The organism is Streptomyces sp. NPDC091209, from assembly GCF_044757755.1.
Taxonomy (GTDB): Bacteria; Actinomycetota; Actinomycetes; order Streptomycetales; family Streptomycetaceae; genus Streptomyces.
In genome coordinates this window covers 440,668-457,400 of the sequence record NZ_JBIVVR010000002.1, presented here as the reverse complement: position 1 = coordinate 457,400, position 16,733 = coordinate 440,668, and the positions used below count along the sequence as shown (strand labels likewise).

Genomic DNA, 16,733 nt, shown 5'->3' with positions numbered 1-16,733 from the left:
AAGCGAATCCGTTGCACGGGCAAAAAGCATGGACTTGCGGCCGCTCCCTTTCGGCCGCTCCCACTGGTAGCCCGGGTGTCGCCGTGGCCGACGGGGCAGGATGGTCCGCGCCAGGGGGCTACGACGAGGGGTGGCGCGTGATGGGGCGGCGCACGGAGGGCCGGCGGGGCGGGGGCCGGTGCGCGAGTTCGTGGCACGGCCGGATGCTCGCGGCCACGGCAGCGGCGGCCGCGCTCTGTGTGGCCCTCGCACCCGCGGGCCGGGCCGTCGCGGCCGATCCCGGGGCCGCCGATGCGCGGACCTCCGCCGAAGACGCGAGGGCGGCCGCCGACGGGACGCCCGCGCCGTACGCCTTCGCCGAGGACGCCACCACCGTCACGGGCACGAGCGACTCGACGGACGCGGTACGACTGGAGCCGGGCCGCACGTACAAGAGTTCCGTAGGAGTTGCGGGGAGGGACGGCAGGCTTTACTACCGCCTCGAACTCGATGCCGTCTCCAACGCGTACGTCGCCGCCACCGCCGTCCCCCGGCGCGGCGCGACGGTCTCCTACTCGGACGGCCTCAAGGTCTCCCTGCAGGACGACAACGGCCGCAACTGCTCGTTCTCCGGCACCGTCCACTTCGGCGCCACCCAGAGCCCGCACCCCGTCGCCGCCTGGGCGTCCCGTGAAACGAGCGGCAAGCAGTACGCCTGCCAGTCGGCGGGAACGTACTACGTGGTCGTCGAACGCACCGGAGCGGCGGGGACCACGGGCGGTACGACGGGTTCGGCCGGCACGCCGGCTTCCTCGTCCCGCCCGTGGGACCTGGAGCTCAGTTATGTCTCGGAGCCCGGTCTGAAGACGGCGTCCGGTCCGACGAGTGCACCGGACGTCTGGAACTCCGCGTCGCCCGACGCCCTCGTGGGGACCCCGAAGCACCGCGCGGGGGGCGCCGGGTTCAGCGTCGCCGTCCCGCTCGGGCAGGGAGTCTGGAAGGACGACATCAGCCCGGGGCAGACCCGGTTCTACAAGGTTCCGGTCGACTGGGGACAGCGGTTCTACGCCACCGCGGACCTGGGCAGCGCGAGCCGTGGCGAGGGCTATATGGGCACCGCTCTGGTCATGTCCCTCTACAACCCCGTACGCGGCTTCGTCGACGGCGTCGGCTCCGGATACGACGGCAGCCAGCGCTCCGCCGCGCTCGACCCCCTTCCCCCCGTCGCCTACGAGAACCGCTACGCCCTCAACGACCGCGTGAGCGGCATGCGGTTCGCCGGCTCCTACTACCTCGTGGTCCATCTCGCCGCGCAGGTCGCCGACCGCTTCGGCGAGGGGCCGTTCGGGCTGACACTGCGCGTGCGCGTGGCCGGAGCGGCGCGGACGGGGCCCGCCTACGCGGGGCGGGCGACGCCCCGGGACGTGTTCGCGGTCCCGGTGGGGAACTCCGGCAACGCGGCCGACGACGGCGCGTCGGGCACCGGGGACGGCGGCGGCGCCGGCCGAAGGGGAACCATGAAGCTGGTCGCCGCGGGCGGCATCGGCGCGGGAAGCCTGCTGATGGTGATCCTCGGAGTGTGGACCCTGCTCGCGCGCCGTCGTGCGGTGCGGACTCCGGGGCCGGCCCCGGAGGACGCGGACACGGCCCCGGCCTCGCTTCCCGCGCCGCCGCCGACGTCGGCACCGGCATCTTGGGAGCACGGGGCTCCACAGGGCTGGTAACGCTCCCCGCTCGGACCACGGGTCGGGCCCGTTCGTCCCGTCAGGTCCGGGTCAGGGCCCAGAACCCCACCGCGAAACAGGCCAGGGCGAGCAGCAGCATCGGCACCGCGACCTTGGCGGGCGGCCCCGGACGCGGCCGTGCGCGTCGTCCTCGGCGTTCCGGAACCGCCGCCGTCCGGGGCGGAAGCTGAACGGATCGAGCGGTGTACGAAGCGGTCGGGGCGTACGCGTGCTGTGGCATCGCGGCGGACGGGATCGGGGCCGGGGGCCGATGCTGGGAGGGCCCCTGCGCGGGAAGGGGCGCGGTAGGGGGAGTGGGCGTCGGGGTCGGGTCGAAAGGCGCCCGGGAGAACGGGGCGGCCGTCGGCGGGGGGAGCGGGACCGGGACGGGGGGAGTGGGAGCCTGGGCCTCCGGCCACATCTGCTGGGGTTGCCCCGTCTGGGGGTTCCGGGGCTGCTGGAGCGGATGCGCTGCCTGCGGTCGCCGCGGGGAACCGGCCGTGGTGGCGGGTCGCGGCGGCGGCAGATGGAAGCTGCCGGTGTCCGACATCGAGGACGGTCGGGGGGAGGTCCCGGGGGTGGGATCCGCCGGGTCGTCGTCGGGGGCGGCAAGGGAGCGAGCGTCCTCGGCGACGGGCCGGGACCGTACGCCGCCGGGGGCGGGCAGGGGCCGTACGCGCTCAGGGGCCGGCTCGGCCCCCGCGTCCTCGGCGGCGGGTCGAGGCCGTACGCCGTCCTGAGCAGGCCACTGCTCCTGTCCTACGGAGCCCCGCGCAGGCTCCTGTGCGGAGCCTTGCCCCGGGTCGGCGGAACGGGATTCCGGGCGTACGGCGCCGGTACCGAGATCGCGACGCCTGTCCTCGGCGCTGGTCGCGGGCCGGACGACGAAGTCGGGACCGGAGCCGGCCTCAAGGTCAACACCGAAGTCAGTGCCCAGGTCAGTGCCCGGGTGAGTGCCGAGATCAGTGCCGAGGCCGGCGCCAAGACCGAAGTCCGATCCGGAACTTGAGCCGGAGTCGTCGAGTCCGGGGTGAGCCGCTGTGGTGTCCGGAAGGCCGCGGGAGGACAGAGTCCGCGGGCCCGCCTCCGAGATGTTCCCCGGGTCCAGGGGACCCGCCGGGCCGAACCTCTCGGGCAGGGGCCCGAGTTGGTCGAAGACCTCGATCAGCTCGTCGTCGGGTCCGGGCTCGGGCAGCAGCTCGACGGCTGCGGCAAGGGCCTTGCGCGCCCCCGTTGCGGTGCGGAAGCGAGCGTGCGGATCGGGCTGGATGAGCATCGCCACGACCTGCCACAGCGGTTCCGGTATGCCCCGTGGGGCGGATGGCGTGCCGTGCTCGGCGAAGTACTCGATCAGCGCCTTGGCATCGGGCTTGGTGCCTTCCAGGAGGTACAGGGCGACCAGGCCCACGGCGAACAGGTCGGCTGGAAAATCGGGTTCGGAGCCCAGCATCTGCTCGGGTGCGAAGTAACCCGGCGTTCCCACCACGTAGTTGGTCTCGGTGAGCCGTGGTTCGCCCAGTCGCATGGCGATGCCGAAGTCGGACAGCCGCAACCGCGGCCGGGCCGTCCCGGTCGCTTCGAGGAGCACATTGGCGGGCTTGATGTCGCGGTGCACAACCCCTTCCGCGTGGACGGCGGCGAGACCCGCGAGAAGCTGGTCGATCAGGGTGCAGACGAAGGAGGGAGGCAGCGGGCCGTAGTCGTTGACCAGATGGACCAGAGAGCCCCCGGCGACCAGATCCATGGTGAACAGGACCTTGTCGTCGTCGGCGGCCCAGCTGGCGGGCGCCAGCACATGAGGATGGTCGATCCGCATCGCCTGTTCCCGCACGAACCGCAACAGCGCGTGCGCGTCGCTCTGCTGGAGCACCTTGGCGGCGACATAGCGGCGCCGCCGGTGGTCCCAGGCCCGCCACACGGCGCCGACTCCCCCGCGCCCGATCGGGTCGACCAGTTCGTACCGGCCTGCGAAGACCTCACCCATGGTCGTACGTCGCTCCCCTTCGGCGATCGGTCCGGAGACCTCTTCCGAGGTGCCCGGCTGCGTGACCTGCGGCGGCTGGAAGGCGTCACGGCCTCCAGCGCCGGGCGGTCGGCGGCCGGGCTCGGCTCAGCTCTGGTGGGACTGGTAGTGCGCGACCGCGTCGGACGTACGGCCGGCACCGTAGACCCGGAGGAACTCTGCCAGTTCCGGGTGGGTCGGGGCGAGGGTGTCCGCCGCGTCGATGATGTCCCCGGCGGCGGCCACCGACCGCAGCAAGGACTGGATCTCCCGGACCACCCGCTTGACCGTCGGGGCTCCCGAACTGGTCGTGGACTGTGTGGTGTTGCTGAGCACCGATCCCCCCTGGGACTTCTTGATCTCGTCCATCCGCTCGGTCGCCTCGGCGGCGCTGACGCTCCCGTCGGCGACCTGCCCCGCCAGGTCCTGCAGGAGCTGGACACGCTGGACCACCGCGGGATTGCCGATCTTGGCCCGCTGACCGCTCATCAGCTGCGACAACATGGGCGCGGAGAGCCCCAGCACCCCGGCAAGACGCGCCTGGTTCAGACCCAGGTCCTCTATGAGCCTACGGAAGAGCGCCCCCAACGGCTCCCCGTACCAGTTCCGCTGCAGCTCCCGGGCTCTCGCGGTTGCTTCCTGCTGTGCGGCGTCCATTGCGTCTCCCCATCGCTTCCCCAAGTACCGCGGTTCGCGACAGCGAACCACGTCGAGCATCTTACGGAGAGTGGTCGTCCACGGGGACCCCCAATATTTTGTGAGATCCCCTGGGTGACCCGGTACTCTGGTCTGCGGCGCCCGTCGACGGATGGTTCTCGTGGTCGGACGCTCCTCTTAGGGGGCCTTAGCTCAGTTGGTAGAGCGCTGTCTTTGCATGGCAGATGTCAGGGGTTCGACTCCCCTAGGCTCCACACCCCGGACCGGTCAGACGCCTCATAGCGGCGGCTGACCGGTTTTCGTATGTCCCCTTATGGTCCGCGCCCGCGCCCTTGGCGAAGCGGTTCTCGGACGGGACGGAACCGACATGAGCCGCACCAGTGACGCGCGTCACACGTGCGGCTTTGCAGGCGTTGCATTTCTTTGCGCAAACACAATGGCCGGGACGAGGTCTGTGGCTCCGCTGTGCGGGACGCCGGTCCGACGCCCAGGCGTCGAGCGCTCGGGCGGGACCCTTGTGTGAGCTGCCGCGCGGGCTGCCGAGTGACGGGTTCGGCGCATTCCGTTAACAACATCTCCATGGATGCTGCACACGAGGACCGTTGCAAACGTCATCGCGGACCGTGCGGGTAAATCCTCCGCGGGGCGCCCGCGGTCCCTCGCGGCACTGTTCCACGTGAAACATCGCCGCGGGGCAGGAGACCGTCAAGTCTCCTGCCCCGCGGCGATGTTGAGTCGGGTTCAGCGGCGGTCGTCGCGCTCCGCGGCCTCTTCCTCGGCTTCCTTGACCTGGACCTCGGGATCCAGGTCGGACTGGCCGCTGCCGTCGACCGACGAGAGACGTCCGGGCTCGGGCACCTCGGTCGCGGCCGGCGGTTCGACGAGCCAGTCGGGGTTGGCCTGCTTGTCCCACCACTTCCAGGCGGCGAAGGCGCCACCCGCCAGAATCCCCAGCACGGCCAGCCCCTTCACGAGACGGCCGGCCCTCGCCCGCCGCTCATGCTTGCGGAGCAGCTTCTGGATCTCCTGCGGAGTGACCTGGCCGCGCAGGGCGGCGATGGCCGCCACGCCGCGTGCCGCGGCCTCGTCCCGGACGGGCTGCGCCGCGGCCACCGCCTGCTCGAACTTCGGCTTGGAGTAGTCGGCGGCCTGACGAGCCGCCCTGCGGGTGCGGATGGCCGCTTCCTGGGCGGCCTGGTCGACCTTCGGTGGCACATGGGTACGGGCCTGCTCAAGGCGCGGCGCGAGACGGGCGTCGTACTGGACGCGGGCCTGTTCGGCGGCCTGCGACACCTTCGGCGCGAGCCGTACACGCGCTTCGCTCGCGTAGTACGAAGCCCTGTCCTTGGCCGTGTCGGCGTAAGGCGCCACCACTTCCGCGGCGTGCAGCACGCTGTCCTTCGCCGAGCCGGTCGCGGCGCGCACGCTGTCGATGCGGGTCACGGGTTTCCTCCTCCTCGGTGGCGTACGTCGGGGGTACCGGGTACCCCCAAAGACACACAGTTCACCTTTCCGCCCCTGTGGGGATCATGCCCGCACAAGGAGTCGGGGGCATGTGAGGGCGGGCATCCGTGTCACGGGTGCCGACTCCCGGAGACTCCCGGGACGGAGCCGGTCAGGTGTCGATCAAGTGAGATAGCGGATCAATACGGGGCAACGGGAGCTTGTCGTCGACAATGCCACGGATCGCCTCGGCCCGCTCCCGTCGCGGCGGGACTCGACCGGTTTTCTGCCCGCCCGGCGTCCGTACGTGCGTCCGGAGGTGGCGGTCGGGGGCCTGACGGCCCGGTCCGTGCGAGGATCGGGCCGTCAAGAGAAGGCAACGGAAGGCACATCGTGGCCGAGCAGCTTTACGCCACCCTGAAGACCAATCAAGGCGACATCGACATCCGGCTCCTGCCGAACCACGCGCCCAAAACGGTCCGGAACTTCGTCGAACTCGCCACGGGTGAGCGTGAGTGGGTCAACCCGGAGACGGGTGTGAAGTCCACGGACAAGCTGTACGACGGCACGGTCTTCCACCGGGTGATCAGTGGCTTCATGATCCAGGGCGGTGACCCGCTGGGCAACGGCACCGGCGGCCCCGGCTACCAGTTCGAGGACGAGTTCCACCCGGACCTTCGCTTCGACAAGCCCTACCTGCTGGCCATGGCCAACGCCGGCCCGGCCACCAACGGCTCGCAGTTCTTCATCACCGTCTCCCCGACGGCCTGGCTGACCCGCAAGCACACCATCTTCGGCGAGATCACGGACGCGGCCAGCCAGAAGGTCGTGGACGCCATCGTCGGCGCCCAGACCAACCCGCGCACCGACCGTCCGCTCAACGACGTCGTCATCGAGTCGGTCGTCGTCGAGACCCGCGAGCGCTGAGTCCCCGCCGGGCTTCCTGCCCTTGAGCCCGAAGGCTCCCGCAGGGAACCAAACGCCCCGTTCATCCGTAAGGATGGACGGGGCGGTGCGTTGCGCACCCGGACCCGTTGTGACCGCGTGCGAGCCGCCGCACGGAGATTGAGGGGACGCCATGGACCAGCTGCCCGGCAGCCCGCAGGGCCCGCGGGACCAGGGACCGCAGGACGCCGGGAGCCCGCCCGGCTGCTACCGGCACCCGGACCGCGAGACCGGCGTCCGCTGCACCCGCTGCGAACGCCCGATCTGCCCCGAGTGCATGGTCAGCGCCTCCGTCGGCTTCCAGTGCCCCGACTGCGTCCGCGGCGGCTCCGACGCCGGCCACGCCCCGGCGGCCAGCCGGCCCCGCACGCTCGCGGGCGGCACGGTCGCGGCGGACCCCCGGCTCGTCACCAAGGTGCTGATCGGCCTCAACCTGGCGATCTACCTCATCCAGATCTCGGTGGGCGACGCCTTCACCAACAGCTACACCCTCTTCGGCCGTGCCGTGCTCTCCGGCGATGTCCAGGGCGTGGCCGAAGGCCAGTGGTACCGAATGCTGACGTCGATGTTCCTGCACGGCAGCCCCACGCACATCATCTTCAACATGCTCAGCCTGTGGTGGGTCGGCGGCCCTCTGGAGGCGGCCCTCGGCCGCGCCCGCTACATCACCCTCTACTTCGTCTCGGGCCTCGCGGGCAGCGCGCTCACCTATCTGCTCGCCGCCCCCAACCAGCCGTCGCTCGGCGCCTCCGGCGCGATCTTCGGCCTGTTCGGCGCCACCGCGGTCCTGATGCGCCGGCTCAACTACGACATGCGCCCGGTCATCGCCCTGCTGGTGATCAACCTGATCTTCACCTTCGGGTGGAGCAACATCGCCTGGCAGGCACACATCGGCGGTCTGATCGGCGGAGTGGTCGTCGGCTACGCGATGGTCCACGCCCCGCGTGAGCGGAGGAACCTCGTCCAGTACGGGGTCGCCGGGCTGATGCTGGTCGCGGTGGTCGTCACTACGCTGCTCAGAACCGCTCAGCTCACCTGAGATGGGCTTCGGCTCACCTGAGAAGTGATGTTGTCCACAGACCGTGGCGGATCTTGTGCACGCTGTGCGGGAACAACTGTGCCCCCTGTCACTGACCCGGGTTTTCCCAGGTCGGACAGGGGGCGAACAGGTTTGCGGATACCGGTGGACCAGTCACATCGGCGTCAACCGCGGATGAGTTATCCACAGATCGTCTTTCTTTTCCACCTGTGGACAACAGCTGTGGATAACTCAGTGGATAGCCGTGGGCAGAGCTGCCGCCCCGGTCGTCTCCATGTGGGCGAAGACGGTCACTTCCACTGGGTGGAGACGCCGAATCCGGCCGCGATGAAGCCGAAGCCGACCACGATGTTCCAGTTGTCGAGCGCGTCGATCGGCAGGGAGCCGTCCGTCACGTAGAAGACAACGATCCAGGCGAGACCGATGAGGAACATGGCCAGCATGGCCGGTGCCACCCAGGTATTGCTGGTCAGCTTGATGTTGGTCGCCTGCTTCGCCGGGGGCGGCGTGTAGTCGGCCTTCTTGCGGATACGTGACTTCGGCACGAGGGTCTCTCCTGTCGATGCGCTGCGTGGCCGCGCAGGGAACTTGGGCGGGCTCCGGGGCAGCGTACAAGGGGACACTGAGCGCTCCCCCGGGCGTCCGTTAGCGTAGTGCTTCCGCGGCGCCGAAGGAGATAAGGGTACGTTGAGCAATTCTGCCGACTCCCCCGGGACGGATTCCAGTCCTGGCGGTACGCACCGTTTCCGGCCCGTACGTGTCCTCACGGTGGCCGTCTTCGCCCTCGCGGGCCTCATTTTCTTCACAAGCTTCGATACGGCCAAGGGTACGAACATCCGTACGGACGCGTCCATGCTGAAGCTCTCCGACCTGATCCAGGAGCGCAGCCGCAAGAACGCGACGCTGGACGAGTCCAACGGCGCCCTGCGCCGCGACGTGGACACCCTCGCCGGCAGCGAGGACGGCAGCAGCGGCGCCAGGGACGCCAGGCTCGCGGCGCTGGAGAAGAACGCGGGCACCCAGAAGCTCAAGGGCCCGGCCGTCACGGTCACCCTCAACGACGCTCCGCCCAACGCGACGGCGAAACTTCCCGGCTATCCCGAACCGCAGCCCGACTACCTCGTCATCCACCAGCAGGACCTCCAGGCGGTGGTGAACGCCCTCTGGCAGGGCGGAGCCCGGGGCATCAAGGTCATGGACCAGCGGCTGATCTCCACCAGCGCCGTGCGCTGCGTCGGCAACACCCTGATCCTCCAGGGCCGCGTCTACTCGCCCCCGTACAAGATCACGGCCATCGGCGACCCTCAGAAGCTCCAGAAGTCGATCGCCGCCTCTCCGGCGATCCAGAACTACATGGTGTACGTCAACGTCTACGGGCTCGGCTGGAAAGTCGAGGAGGACGGGACGGTGACTCTTCCCGGCTACTCGGGCACAGTGGATCTCCACTACGCGAAGCCCGTGGAGTAGGTGCCGGACCTCGCGGAGCAGTGGGCGAAGCCTGTTGAGCTAGCTGTCGCCGGGGGGACCTTGTGTCGGTGCGAGTGGTCGTCAGGACGATCAGCGAGTTGTGCCTCACCGTCGGCACCCTGATCGTGCTCTTCGTGGTCTACGTGCTGTTCTGGACGGGGGTCCAGGCGGACAGCGCGATGAACCACCAGATCGATGTGCTCCAGAAGCAGTGGTCGAAGGGCGCGGTGACCCCGGCACCGAAGACGCCGCCGGGCTCTTCGGGGTCCTCCGGATCTTCGGGCTCCTCCGGTTCCGCGGGCTCTTCGGGCGGCACGGGTGGGTCCGGCGGCACGGCCAGCGAGAGCCCGAAGGCACCCGGCCCCTACAAGTACGGCGGCCCGTTCGCGGTCATGTACATCCCGCGGCTCGGTTTCACGTGGAACAAGCCCGTGCTCGAAGGCACCGCCACGCAGGTCCTGAAGAACGGGCTCGGCCACTACCGGGGCACCGCCCAGCTCGGCCAGGAGGGCAACTTCTCGGTCGCCGGTCACCGGCGTACGTACGGCGATCCCTTCAAGGACTTTCCCGAGCTCCGCCGGGGTGACGCGGTGGTGCTGACGGACGGGTCGACCTGGTTCACGTATCGGATCGACAAAGGCCCCTACAAAACGGTGCCCTCCGACATTGAGGTGATCGACCCTGTGCCACGTAAGTCCGGGTATACGCGTCCGGGACGCTATCTCACGCTGACCACGTGCGATCCGGAGTGGGGTCACAGTCACCGGTTGATCGTCTGGGCACACCTTGATTCCACACAGCCTGTGGAGGCAGGGAAACCGGGGGCTCTGCGCCGTTAGTCTGTTGGCGTACGGCGACGGAAGGGACGGCATGTACGGCTGGATCTGGCGGCATCTGCCGGGGAGCGTATGGGTGAAGGCGCTGGTCGCACTCGTGCTCGTCCTGGCAGTGGTCTACGTGCTCTTCCAGTACATCTTCCCCTGGGCCGAACCGCTGCTGCCCTTCAACGATGTGACGGTGGACAACCAGTGAGCACGCGCATCCTCGTTGTGGACAACTACGACAGCTTCGTCTTCAACCTGGTCCAGTACCTGTACCAGTTGGGCGCGGAGTGCGAGGTGCTGCGCAACGACGAGGTGTCGACCGCGCACGCCCAGGACGGCTTCGACGGTGTGCTCCTGTCCCCGGGGCCCGGCGCTCCGGAACAGGCCGGTGTCTGCATCGACATGGTTCGGCACTGCGCCGCGACCGGGGTGCCCGTCTTCGGTGTCTGCCTCGGGATGCAGTCGATGCAGGTGGCGTACGGCGGTGTGGTCGACCGCGCGCCCGAGCTGCTGCACGGAAAGACCTCGCTCGTGGAGCACCAGGGCAAGGGGGTCTTCGCCGGTCTGCCGTCGCCCTTCACCGCGACCCGCTACCACTCGCTCGCGGCCGAGCCGGAGACGGTCCCGGCCGAGCTGGAGGTCACGGCCCGTACGCACGACGGAATCATCATGGGCCTCAGACACCGTGAACTCCCGGTCGAGGGTGTGCAGTTCCACCCGGAGTCGGTGCTGACCGAGCACGGCCACCGGATGCTCGCCAACTGGCTCCTCGAGTGTGGCGACAAGGTGGCCGTGGCGAGGTCGGCGGGGCTCGCCCCGGTGGTGGGCAGGGCCACGGCGTGACCGCGCTGCGCCCCGAGCGCGACAGCTCCCCCTACGGCGGCGAGGCCGCGTACGGGGGTGCCGGCGCGTTCGAGGCGGCGGTCGGAGGGCTCGCGGACCCTCTGACGGATCCGCTGCCCGGCCAGGGTCAGGGCCCGGCACAGGGCGCGCAGCAGCAGGCGTACGGCTCGGGAGGGTACGGACCCGACTGGTACGCGGCGCAGCAGCAGGCGCAGGCGGCTCAGTTGCAGGCCGCGCAGGCCGCTCAACTGCAGGCCGCCCAGGCGCAGGCCGCACAGGCCGCTCAACTGCAGGCCGCTCAAGCGCGTGCCGCGCAGGCCCAGGCTGCTGAGGCGCAGGCCGCTCAGGCCCAGGCGGCTCGGACGCAGGCCATGCCTTTGGGGCCGGCGTCGGCACCGTCGTACGCGGACACGTACGAGCGGACCTACGCCCCGCAGTACCAGGAGCCCGCGGCGGTCCAGCACCGCGGACCGGTGACCGCTCCCCGGGCGGAGCCGGTCGCGCCGCACCCGCCGTTGGACGACGAGACCGTCGCCCTGCGCCTTCCCGGCATGCCCGGATGGGCGGGGGGAGGCGTGCGTGCGGCCGGCGGCGGGGCGGTCCCCGCGTCCGGAGGCCGTGCGGCCCGCCGTAAGGCCGCCAGACGCCACGGACGGCACGGAGGGGAGCAGGAGCCCCACGAGCCCCAGGAGGCGGCCCAGGAGGCCGCTGGGGCCCCGCGGAGCCGGATGGACGCCCGGCGGGCGGCACGGGCGTCGAAACCCGGCGCGGGGGTCCTCGTGAGCCGGATGGTCGGCGAGGTGTTCATCACCACCGGCGTGCTGATGCTGCTGTTCGTGACCTACCAGCTGTGGTGGTCGAACGTGCGGGCGCACGAGCAGGCGGGCAGTGCCACGCAGCACCTTCAGCAGGACTGGGCGAACGGCAAGCGGAATCCGGGGACGTTCTCGCCCGGCCAGGGCTTCGCCATCCTGCACATTCCGAAGCTGGACGTGGTCGCGCCGATCGCCGAGGGCACCAGCAAGACGGACGTGCTCGACCGCGGAATGGTCGGCCACTACGGCGAGGCACCCCTCAAGACGGCGATGCCCGATGCCAAGACGGGCAACTTCGCGCTCGCCGGTCACCGCAACACCCACGGCGAACCGTTCCGCTACATCAACCGGCTCAAGCCGGGCGACGACATCGTGGTCGAGACGCAGGACGACTACTACGTCTACAAGATGACGTCGATCCTTCCGGTGACGAGTCCGAGCAACACGAGCGTGCTCGACCCGATTCCCAAGGGTTCGACCTTCACCGCGCCGGGCCGCTACATCACACTCACCACCTGCACACCGGAGTTCACCAGTAAGTACCGGATGATCGTCTGGGGCAAGATGGTCGAGGACCGGCCGCGCAGCAAGGGCAAGCCCGACGCGTTGGTCGGCTGAGGACAGCCGTCGACGCACGCACGAACCGATGAACGCGTACGGGCGTCACGCGCACGTGAGACAAGCTGAGACACACCAGACGGGGCAGATGAACAGTGGCAGCGAGGACCGACCACGACGAACGCGCCGGATCGGAAGCCGGGTACGCGGCCGCCGGTGACGTAGCCGGGGGGCGTCGGCGCATCGGATGGTTCGCGATGACGGTCAGCGTCTTCGGTGAACTCCTCATCACCGTGGGGCTGGTGCTCGGCCTGTTCGTCGTCTACTCGCTGTGGTGGACGAACGTCGTGGCCGACGCCCAGGCGCACAAGCAGGGCGACAAGGTCCGCGACCACTGGGCGCAGGCCCCGAGCGGTCCGGGCGCCCTGGACACCAAGGACGGCATCGGCTTCCTGCACGTCCCGGCGATGAAGAACGGCGAGGTCCTCGTCCAGAAGGGCACGTCGACGAAGGTCCTGAACGAGGGTGTCGCCGGCTACTACACGGACCCCGTCAAGGCGTCCCTGCCGATGACCGGCAAGAACGGCAACTTCACGCTCGCCGCCCACCGGGACGGCCACGGCGCCAAGTTCCACAACATCGACAAGATCAGCAAGGGCGACGCGGTCGTCTTCGAGACGCGGGACAAGTGGTACGTCTACAAGGTCTTCGACATCCTTCCGGAGACCTCGAAGTACAACGTCAAGGTGCTTCAGACGGTCCCGAAGGAGTCGGGCAAGGCGAAGCCCGGCCACTACATCACCCTGACGACCTGCACTCCGGTGTACACCTCCCGCTACCGCTATGTGGTGTGGGGCGAACTGGTCCGTGTCGACAAGGTCGACAGCGCGCGGACGCCACCGAAGGAACTGCGCTGATGCGACTGGACCGGTCGAGGTACGTCCGGGGGAAAGTTGCCTGGCACGGCGCTAGCATGGCGAAGGCCCGAAGCCGCAACCAATCCTTGCGGCTTCGGGCCTTTCCGCGTTGCGGTGCGGTTACTCCAGAACCGCCAGTGCCGCTCCTGCGCTCCACTCCTCCAGCAGACCTCGGTGTACGGCCGGGATGCCGCCGTCGGTGGCGACGTCCAGGGCGTCGCGAGTGAAGGGGCACGTCGCAACGAAGAGGGCCACCTCCGAGCTGTGCAGAACCTTTGCCGCGCCGACGAACTTCTGGACGTCGGGGCTGGTGACGGAGAGGTAGGGCGCGAATCTCTTGCACTGGACGGCGAGGGTTCGCCCGTCGGCCGTGCGACCGGTGATGTCGACGCCCCGGTCCCCGTTGCGGCCTCGTACGACGACGGCGGAGCAGCCGTCGCGGCGCAGCAGTTCGGCGACGTACTCCTCGAACTCGCGGCCGTTCATGGCGTCGATGGCCGCCATACTCCGGCGAGAGGTCGGTCCTCCCGAGGACCTTCCAGTCGCTGCAACCGGGCGTGATGGTGGCGCAGCCGCCGCTCGACGGTTTGGACCCCTGCTCGCAGTGCGATCAGTTCGCCGCGGTGCTCGCCTGATGTCTCGATCAGAGCATTGAACATCGGGACAACGGTTTTGCCGAGGATGTGGGTGATGCGCTGGTCGATGCGGTCGTCGAGTGAGCGGGTATCCCTGGGGAGAGGGTTATCCACAGGATGCTGCGTGCGCGCCAGGTACTCCATGTCGAGGAGGTACGTACGCACTTGACGTGCGACTTCGCTGTCCCGGAGCAGCATGGCGACGTTGAGGACGGCTCGACGAGAGAAGAGAGCAAAGGACCGGGTGCGTGACTGGATCCCACTGAGGTCCTTGAAGGACCTCAGTTCATCGCCAGCCAGCAGACGGTAGCCGTTGGTCTCCAACTCGGCCCGGTGGTCTTTCACGAGGGACTTGATTGCTTCGAGGCCTACCTCGAAGTACGCGGCCACCATCGCCGTCGTCACATGCATGCCGTCCGGCAGGAGCGACAGCGCTTTGACCTTGTCGAGGACTTCCGTCCGGTTCCGCACGCTGCTGCGCAGACTGCCCGATTCCAGCAGCACTGATTCGTTGATCACGTTCTGCCCTTCTCGTGGTGGCCGTTCGGCCGGGGCAGAGCTTCTATTCCGCCCCATCCCGTCAACGAGTCGGGAAGTATGAAGAAACGGTCGAATTTCGCACACCAGGTCGCCAGTGGGCCGCAGCCTTGTACGTCACCAGGCCGACGGAAAGGGCCCCGGCACTCAAGAGTGCCGGGGCCCTTTCCGTCGGTTGCCCGAGTACGGTCCTTGGTGGGGCTCAGTTGCCGCCGATGAAGCCGCCACCGCCGTTGTTGTTGCCGCCGTTGTTGTTGCCCAGGTTGACCGTCGTCAGGACGACCGTCGTGTTGTCCGGGCTGTCGACCGGGCTGTTGGCGTTCGGGCTCTGCTGGAACACCCTCGCGTTGTCGCTTCCATCGCTGCCCTGGGCGATTTGGACGTTGTTGAAGCCGGCCTGCGCCAGAGTCTGCTTCGCCTGCTGCACGGTCTGGCCGACCACGTTCGGCACGGTCGACTGCTGCTTGGCCTTGCCGATCTGGATCTGCACCTGGGAGTTGGGGTCCACCTGGGTGCCGTTCGTCGGGGTCGTCTGGATGACCTTGCCGACCAGGTTCTGGTCGTCGGTGTCCGTGTCGACGCACACGCCGACGAGGTTGTTGGCCGTCATCTGTGTCTTGGCCTCGTCGCAGCTCTTGCCGGCGACGTCCGGGACGACCGACTGCTTCTTCTCCTTGGCGATGGTCAGGGTGATGACCGACCCCTTCTCCACCTCTTCACCGAGCTTCGGGTTCTGGTCCAGAACGGTGTTCGGGGTCTCCGTGGAGTCCTCGGACTTCGTCTTGATGGTGAACCCGTACTTGTCGTCTCCGAGGATCTGCTTGGCCTCGTCCAGGGTCTTGCCCGTGACGTTCGGCACCGCCACCTTCGGCGCTCCGGTCGACACGACCACACTGATCGTGTCGCCCTTCTTCACCGTCGAGCCGACCGCCGGGTCCTGCGAGCAGATGTTGCCCTTGGGCTCGTTGTCGCACGGTTTGCGGGTCGGGGAGAGCTTCAGCTCGCGGTTGTCCGCCATCTTCTTGGCGTCCGGCAGCGTCTGGCTCACGAAGTTGGGCACCTCGAACGAGTCGTTGCCCGTTCCCTTGCCCGAGAAGGCGTACTTTCCGATCAGGATCGCGCCGATCAGCACCAGAACGCCCGCGACGACCAGGAGGATCGTCGAGGTGTTGTTGCCGCCGTTCTTCTTCTGACGGCGGCGGTCCGGGCGGTCGTCGTAGCCGTAGCCGCCGTCGTCCGGGTTCATGGGCGGCAGCATCGACGTGGCCTGGGCGTCCGAGGAGCGCAGGGCCGTCGTCGGCTGGTCGTCGCCGTAGCCGTAGCCGACCGAGCCCATGGCGGCGCTGGCCGCGACGGGCTGGCCGTCGAGGCAGGCCTCGATGTCGGCGCGCATCTCGTCGGCGGACTGGTACCGGTAGTCCGGGTCCTTGACGAGGGCCCGCAGCACGATCGCGTCCATCTCGGGCGTGATCTCGGGGTCGAAGACCGACGGGGGCTGGGGCTCCTCGCGCACGTGCTGGTACGCGACGGCGACCGGGGAGTCGCCCACGAAGGGCGGGCGCACCGTCAGCAGCTCGTACAGCAGGCAGCCGGTGGAGTAGAGGTCCGAGCGGGCGTCGACCTGCTCGCCCTTGGCCTGCTCCGGCGAGAGGTACTGCGCCGTGCCGATGACCGCGGCCGTCTGCGTCATGGTCATGCCGGAGTCGCCCATGGCGCGGGCGATGCCGAAGTCCATGACCTTGACCTGGCCGTTGCGCGTCAGCATGACGTTCGCCGGCTTGATGTCGCGGTGGACGATGCCGGCGCGGTGCGAGTACTCCAGGGCCTGGAGGATGCCGATGGTCATCTCCATGGACCGCTCGGGGAGCAGTCTGCGGCCCGAGTGCAGCAACTCGCGCAGCGTGGACCCGTCGACGTACTCCATCACGATGTACGGGATGGAGGTGTTGTCGATGTAGTCCTCACCCGTGTCGTAGACGGCGACGATCGCGGGATGGTTGAGCGAGGCGGCCGACTGGGCCTCCCGGCGGAACCGAGCCTGGAACGACGGGTCACGTGCGAGGTCAGCTCGCAGCGTCTTCACCGCCACCGTGCGCCCGAGCCTGGTGTCATGTGCGAGGTAGACCTCTGCCATGCCACCACGGCCGAGCACGTGGCTCAGCTCGTACCGGCCGCCGAGGCGACGCGGCTCTTCCATAGCTACCTACCAGCCCTCTCCGTCGGTCCCGACCGCACCTTTGTGTGGTCCGGCGGTGTGCTGTCCGGGCATACGGTACCCGGATCGCCTTGTGTGACCTGGCCAAGACCATCACCTGTGACAGGACCGGTATCGCAACGTGCACCGATGT

General features: G+C 68.9%; 16 protein-coding genes and 1 tRNA gene. 10 read left to right on the top strand and 7 right to left on the bottom strand.

Translation table 11 applies throughout. The features are described from left to right. Positions 1-140 precede the first annotated feature (140 nt). Positions 141-1,703 carry a hypothetical protein gene (locus tag ACIQRL_RS09035; protein ID WP_401329050.1) on the top strand — a complete coding sequence of 521 codons (1,563 nt, stop codon included), beginning with the start codon at positions 141-143 and terminating at the stop codon, positions 1,701-1,703. Positions 1,704-1,743: 40 nt separating this feature from the next. Here ACIQRL_RS09035 and ACIQRL_RS09030 read toward each other — a convergent pair whose 3' ends face one another. Both ACIQRL_RS09030 and ACIQRL_RS09025 read right to left on the bottom strand, forming a co-directional pair. Beyond that, positions 1,744-3,687: a protein kinase gene (locus ACIQRL_RS09030; RefSeq protein WP_401329047.1), complete on the bottom strand. Its 1,944-nt coding sequence runs from the start codon at positions 3,685-3,687 to the stop codon at positions 1,744-1,746. 126 nt (positions 3,688-3,813) lie between these two features. Beyond that, positions 3,814-4,362: a transcriptional regulator gene (locus ACIQRL_RS09025; protein WP_037614940.1), complete on the bottom strand. Its 549-nt coding sequence runs from the start codon at positions 4,360-4,362 to the stop codon at positions 3,814-3,816. 181 nt (positions 4,363-4,543) lie between these two features. On the opposite strand from ACIQRL_RS09025, the gene ACIQRL_RS09020 reads away from it, so the two are divergent. Next, positions 4,544-4,616 (top strand) — tRNA-Ala (locus ACIQRL_RS09020). A gap of 487 nt (positions 4,617-5,103) precedes the next feature. Here ACIQRL_RS09020 and ACIQRL_RS09015 read toward each other — a convergent pair. Then, positions 5,104-5,805 (bottom strand): DUF5324 family protein, encoded by a 702-nt coding sequence (locus ACIQRL_RS09015; RefSeq protein ID WP_401329044.1) that lies wholly within the window; start codon positions 5,803-5,805, stop codon positions 5,104-5,106. A gap of 393 nt (positions 5,806-6,198) precedes the next feature. On the opposite strand from ACIQRL_RS09015, the gene ACIQRL_RS09010 reads away from it, so the two are divergent. After that, complete coding sequence (locus ACIQRL_RS09010; RefSeq protein WP_401329042.1) at positions 6,199-6,732, top strand: peptidylprolyl isomerase; 534 nt, start codon at positions 6,199-6,201, stop codon at positions 6,730-6,732. A gap of 151 nt (positions 6,733-6,883) precedes the next feature. Continuing rightward, entirely contained in the window at positions 6,884-7,789 is a 906-nt protein-coding gene (locus ACIQRL_RS09005) for a rhomboid family intramembrane serine protease (protein WP_401329039.1), read from the top strand. 290 nt (positions 7,790-8,079) lie between these two features. Here ACIQRL_RS09005 and crgA read toward each other — a convergent pair whose 3' ends face one another. Then, a complete protein-coding gene (gene crgA, locus ACIQRL_RS09000; RefSeq protein WP_355851582.1) occupies positions 8,080-8,334 on the bottom strand; it encodes a cell division protein CrgA in 255 nt (84 codons plus the stop codon). Positions 8,335-8,476: 142 nt separating this feature from the next. On the opposite strand from crgA, the gene ACIQRL_RS08995 reads away from it, so the two are divergent. The 6 genes from ACIQRL_RS08995 to ACIQRL_RS08970 all read left to right on the top strand — a co-directional run bounded on the left by ACIQRL_RS08995 (position 8,477) and on the right by ACIQRL_RS08970 (position 13,213). Next, complete coding sequence (locus ACIQRL_RS08995; RefSeq protein WP_401329037.1) at positions 8,477-9,256, top strand: DUF881 domain-containing protein; 780 nt, start codon at positions 8,477-8,479, stop codon at positions 9,254-9,256. Positions 9,257-9,324: 68 nt separating this feature from the next. Then, positions 9,325-10,095, top strand: a complete 771-nt coding sequence (locus ACIQRL_RS08990; RefSeq protein ID WP_401329034.1) for a class E sortase — start codon at positions 9,325-9,327, stop codon at positions 10,093-10,095. A gap of 31 nt (positions 10,096-10,126) precedes the next feature. Then, positions 10,127-10,288 (top strand): hypothetical protein, encoded by a 162-nt coding sequence (locus ACIQRL_RS08985; protein WP_328554516.1) that lies wholly within the window; start codon positions 10,127-10,129, stop codon positions 10,286-10,288. Further along, positions 10,285-10,923: an aminodeoxychorismate/anthranilate synthase component II gene (locus tag ACIQRL_RS08980; RefSeq protein WP_261703708.1), complete on the top strand. Its 639-nt coding sequence runs from the start codon at positions 10,285-10,287 to the stop codon at positions 10,921-10,923. The genes ACIQRL_RS08985 and ACIQRL_RS08980 overlap by 4 nt, the downstream gene beginning before the upstream one ends. Beyond that, the gene (locus ACIQRL_RS08975) at positions 10,920-12,356 is read left to right on the top strand and encodes a class E sortase (RefSeq protein ID WP_401329030.1); all 1,437 of its coding nucleotides are present in this window, start codon (positions 10,920-10,922) and stop codon (positions 12,354-12,356) included. Before ACIQRL_RS08980 ends, ACIQRL_RS08975 begins: the two co-directional genes overlap by 4 nt. A 95-nt stretch (positions 12,357-12,451) precedes the next feature. Further along, a complete protein-coding gene (locus ACIQRL_RS08970; RefSeq protein WP_401329027.1) occupies positions 12,452-13,213 on the top strand; it encodes a class E sortase in 762 nt (253 codons plus the stop codon). Between the two features lie 120 nt (positions 13,214-13,333). Here ACIQRL_RS08970 and ACIQRL_RS08965 read toward each other — a convergent pair whose 3' ends face one another. The 3 genes from ACIQRL_RS08965 to pknB all read right to left on the bottom strand — a co-directional run bounded on the left by ACIQRL_RS08965 (position 13,334) and on the right by pknB (position 16,582). Next, positions 13,334-13,717, bottom strand: coding sequence for a restriction endonuclease (locus ACIQRL_RS08965; protein ID WP_401329024.1), 384 nt, complete (start codon positions 13,715-13,717; stop codon positions 13,334-13,336). Beyond that, a complete protein-coding gene (locus tag ACIQRL_RS08960) occupies positions 13,696-14,367 on the bottom strand; it encodes a restriction endonuclease (RefSeq protein ID WP_401329021.1) in 672 nt (223 codons plus the stop codon). The genes ACIQRL_RS08965 and ACIQRL_RS08960 overlap by 22 nt, the downstream gene beginning before the upstream one ends. A 220-nt stretch (positions 14,368-14,587) precedes the next feature. Further along, positions 14,588-16,582 (bottom strand): Stk1 family PASTA domain-containing Ser/Thr kinase, encoded by a 1,995-nt coding sequence (pknB, locus tag ACIQRL_RS08955; RefSeq protein ID WP_401329018.1) that lies wholly within the window; start codon positions 16,580-16,582, stop codon positions 14,588-14,590. Positions 16,583-16,733: the final 151 nt, after the last annotated feature.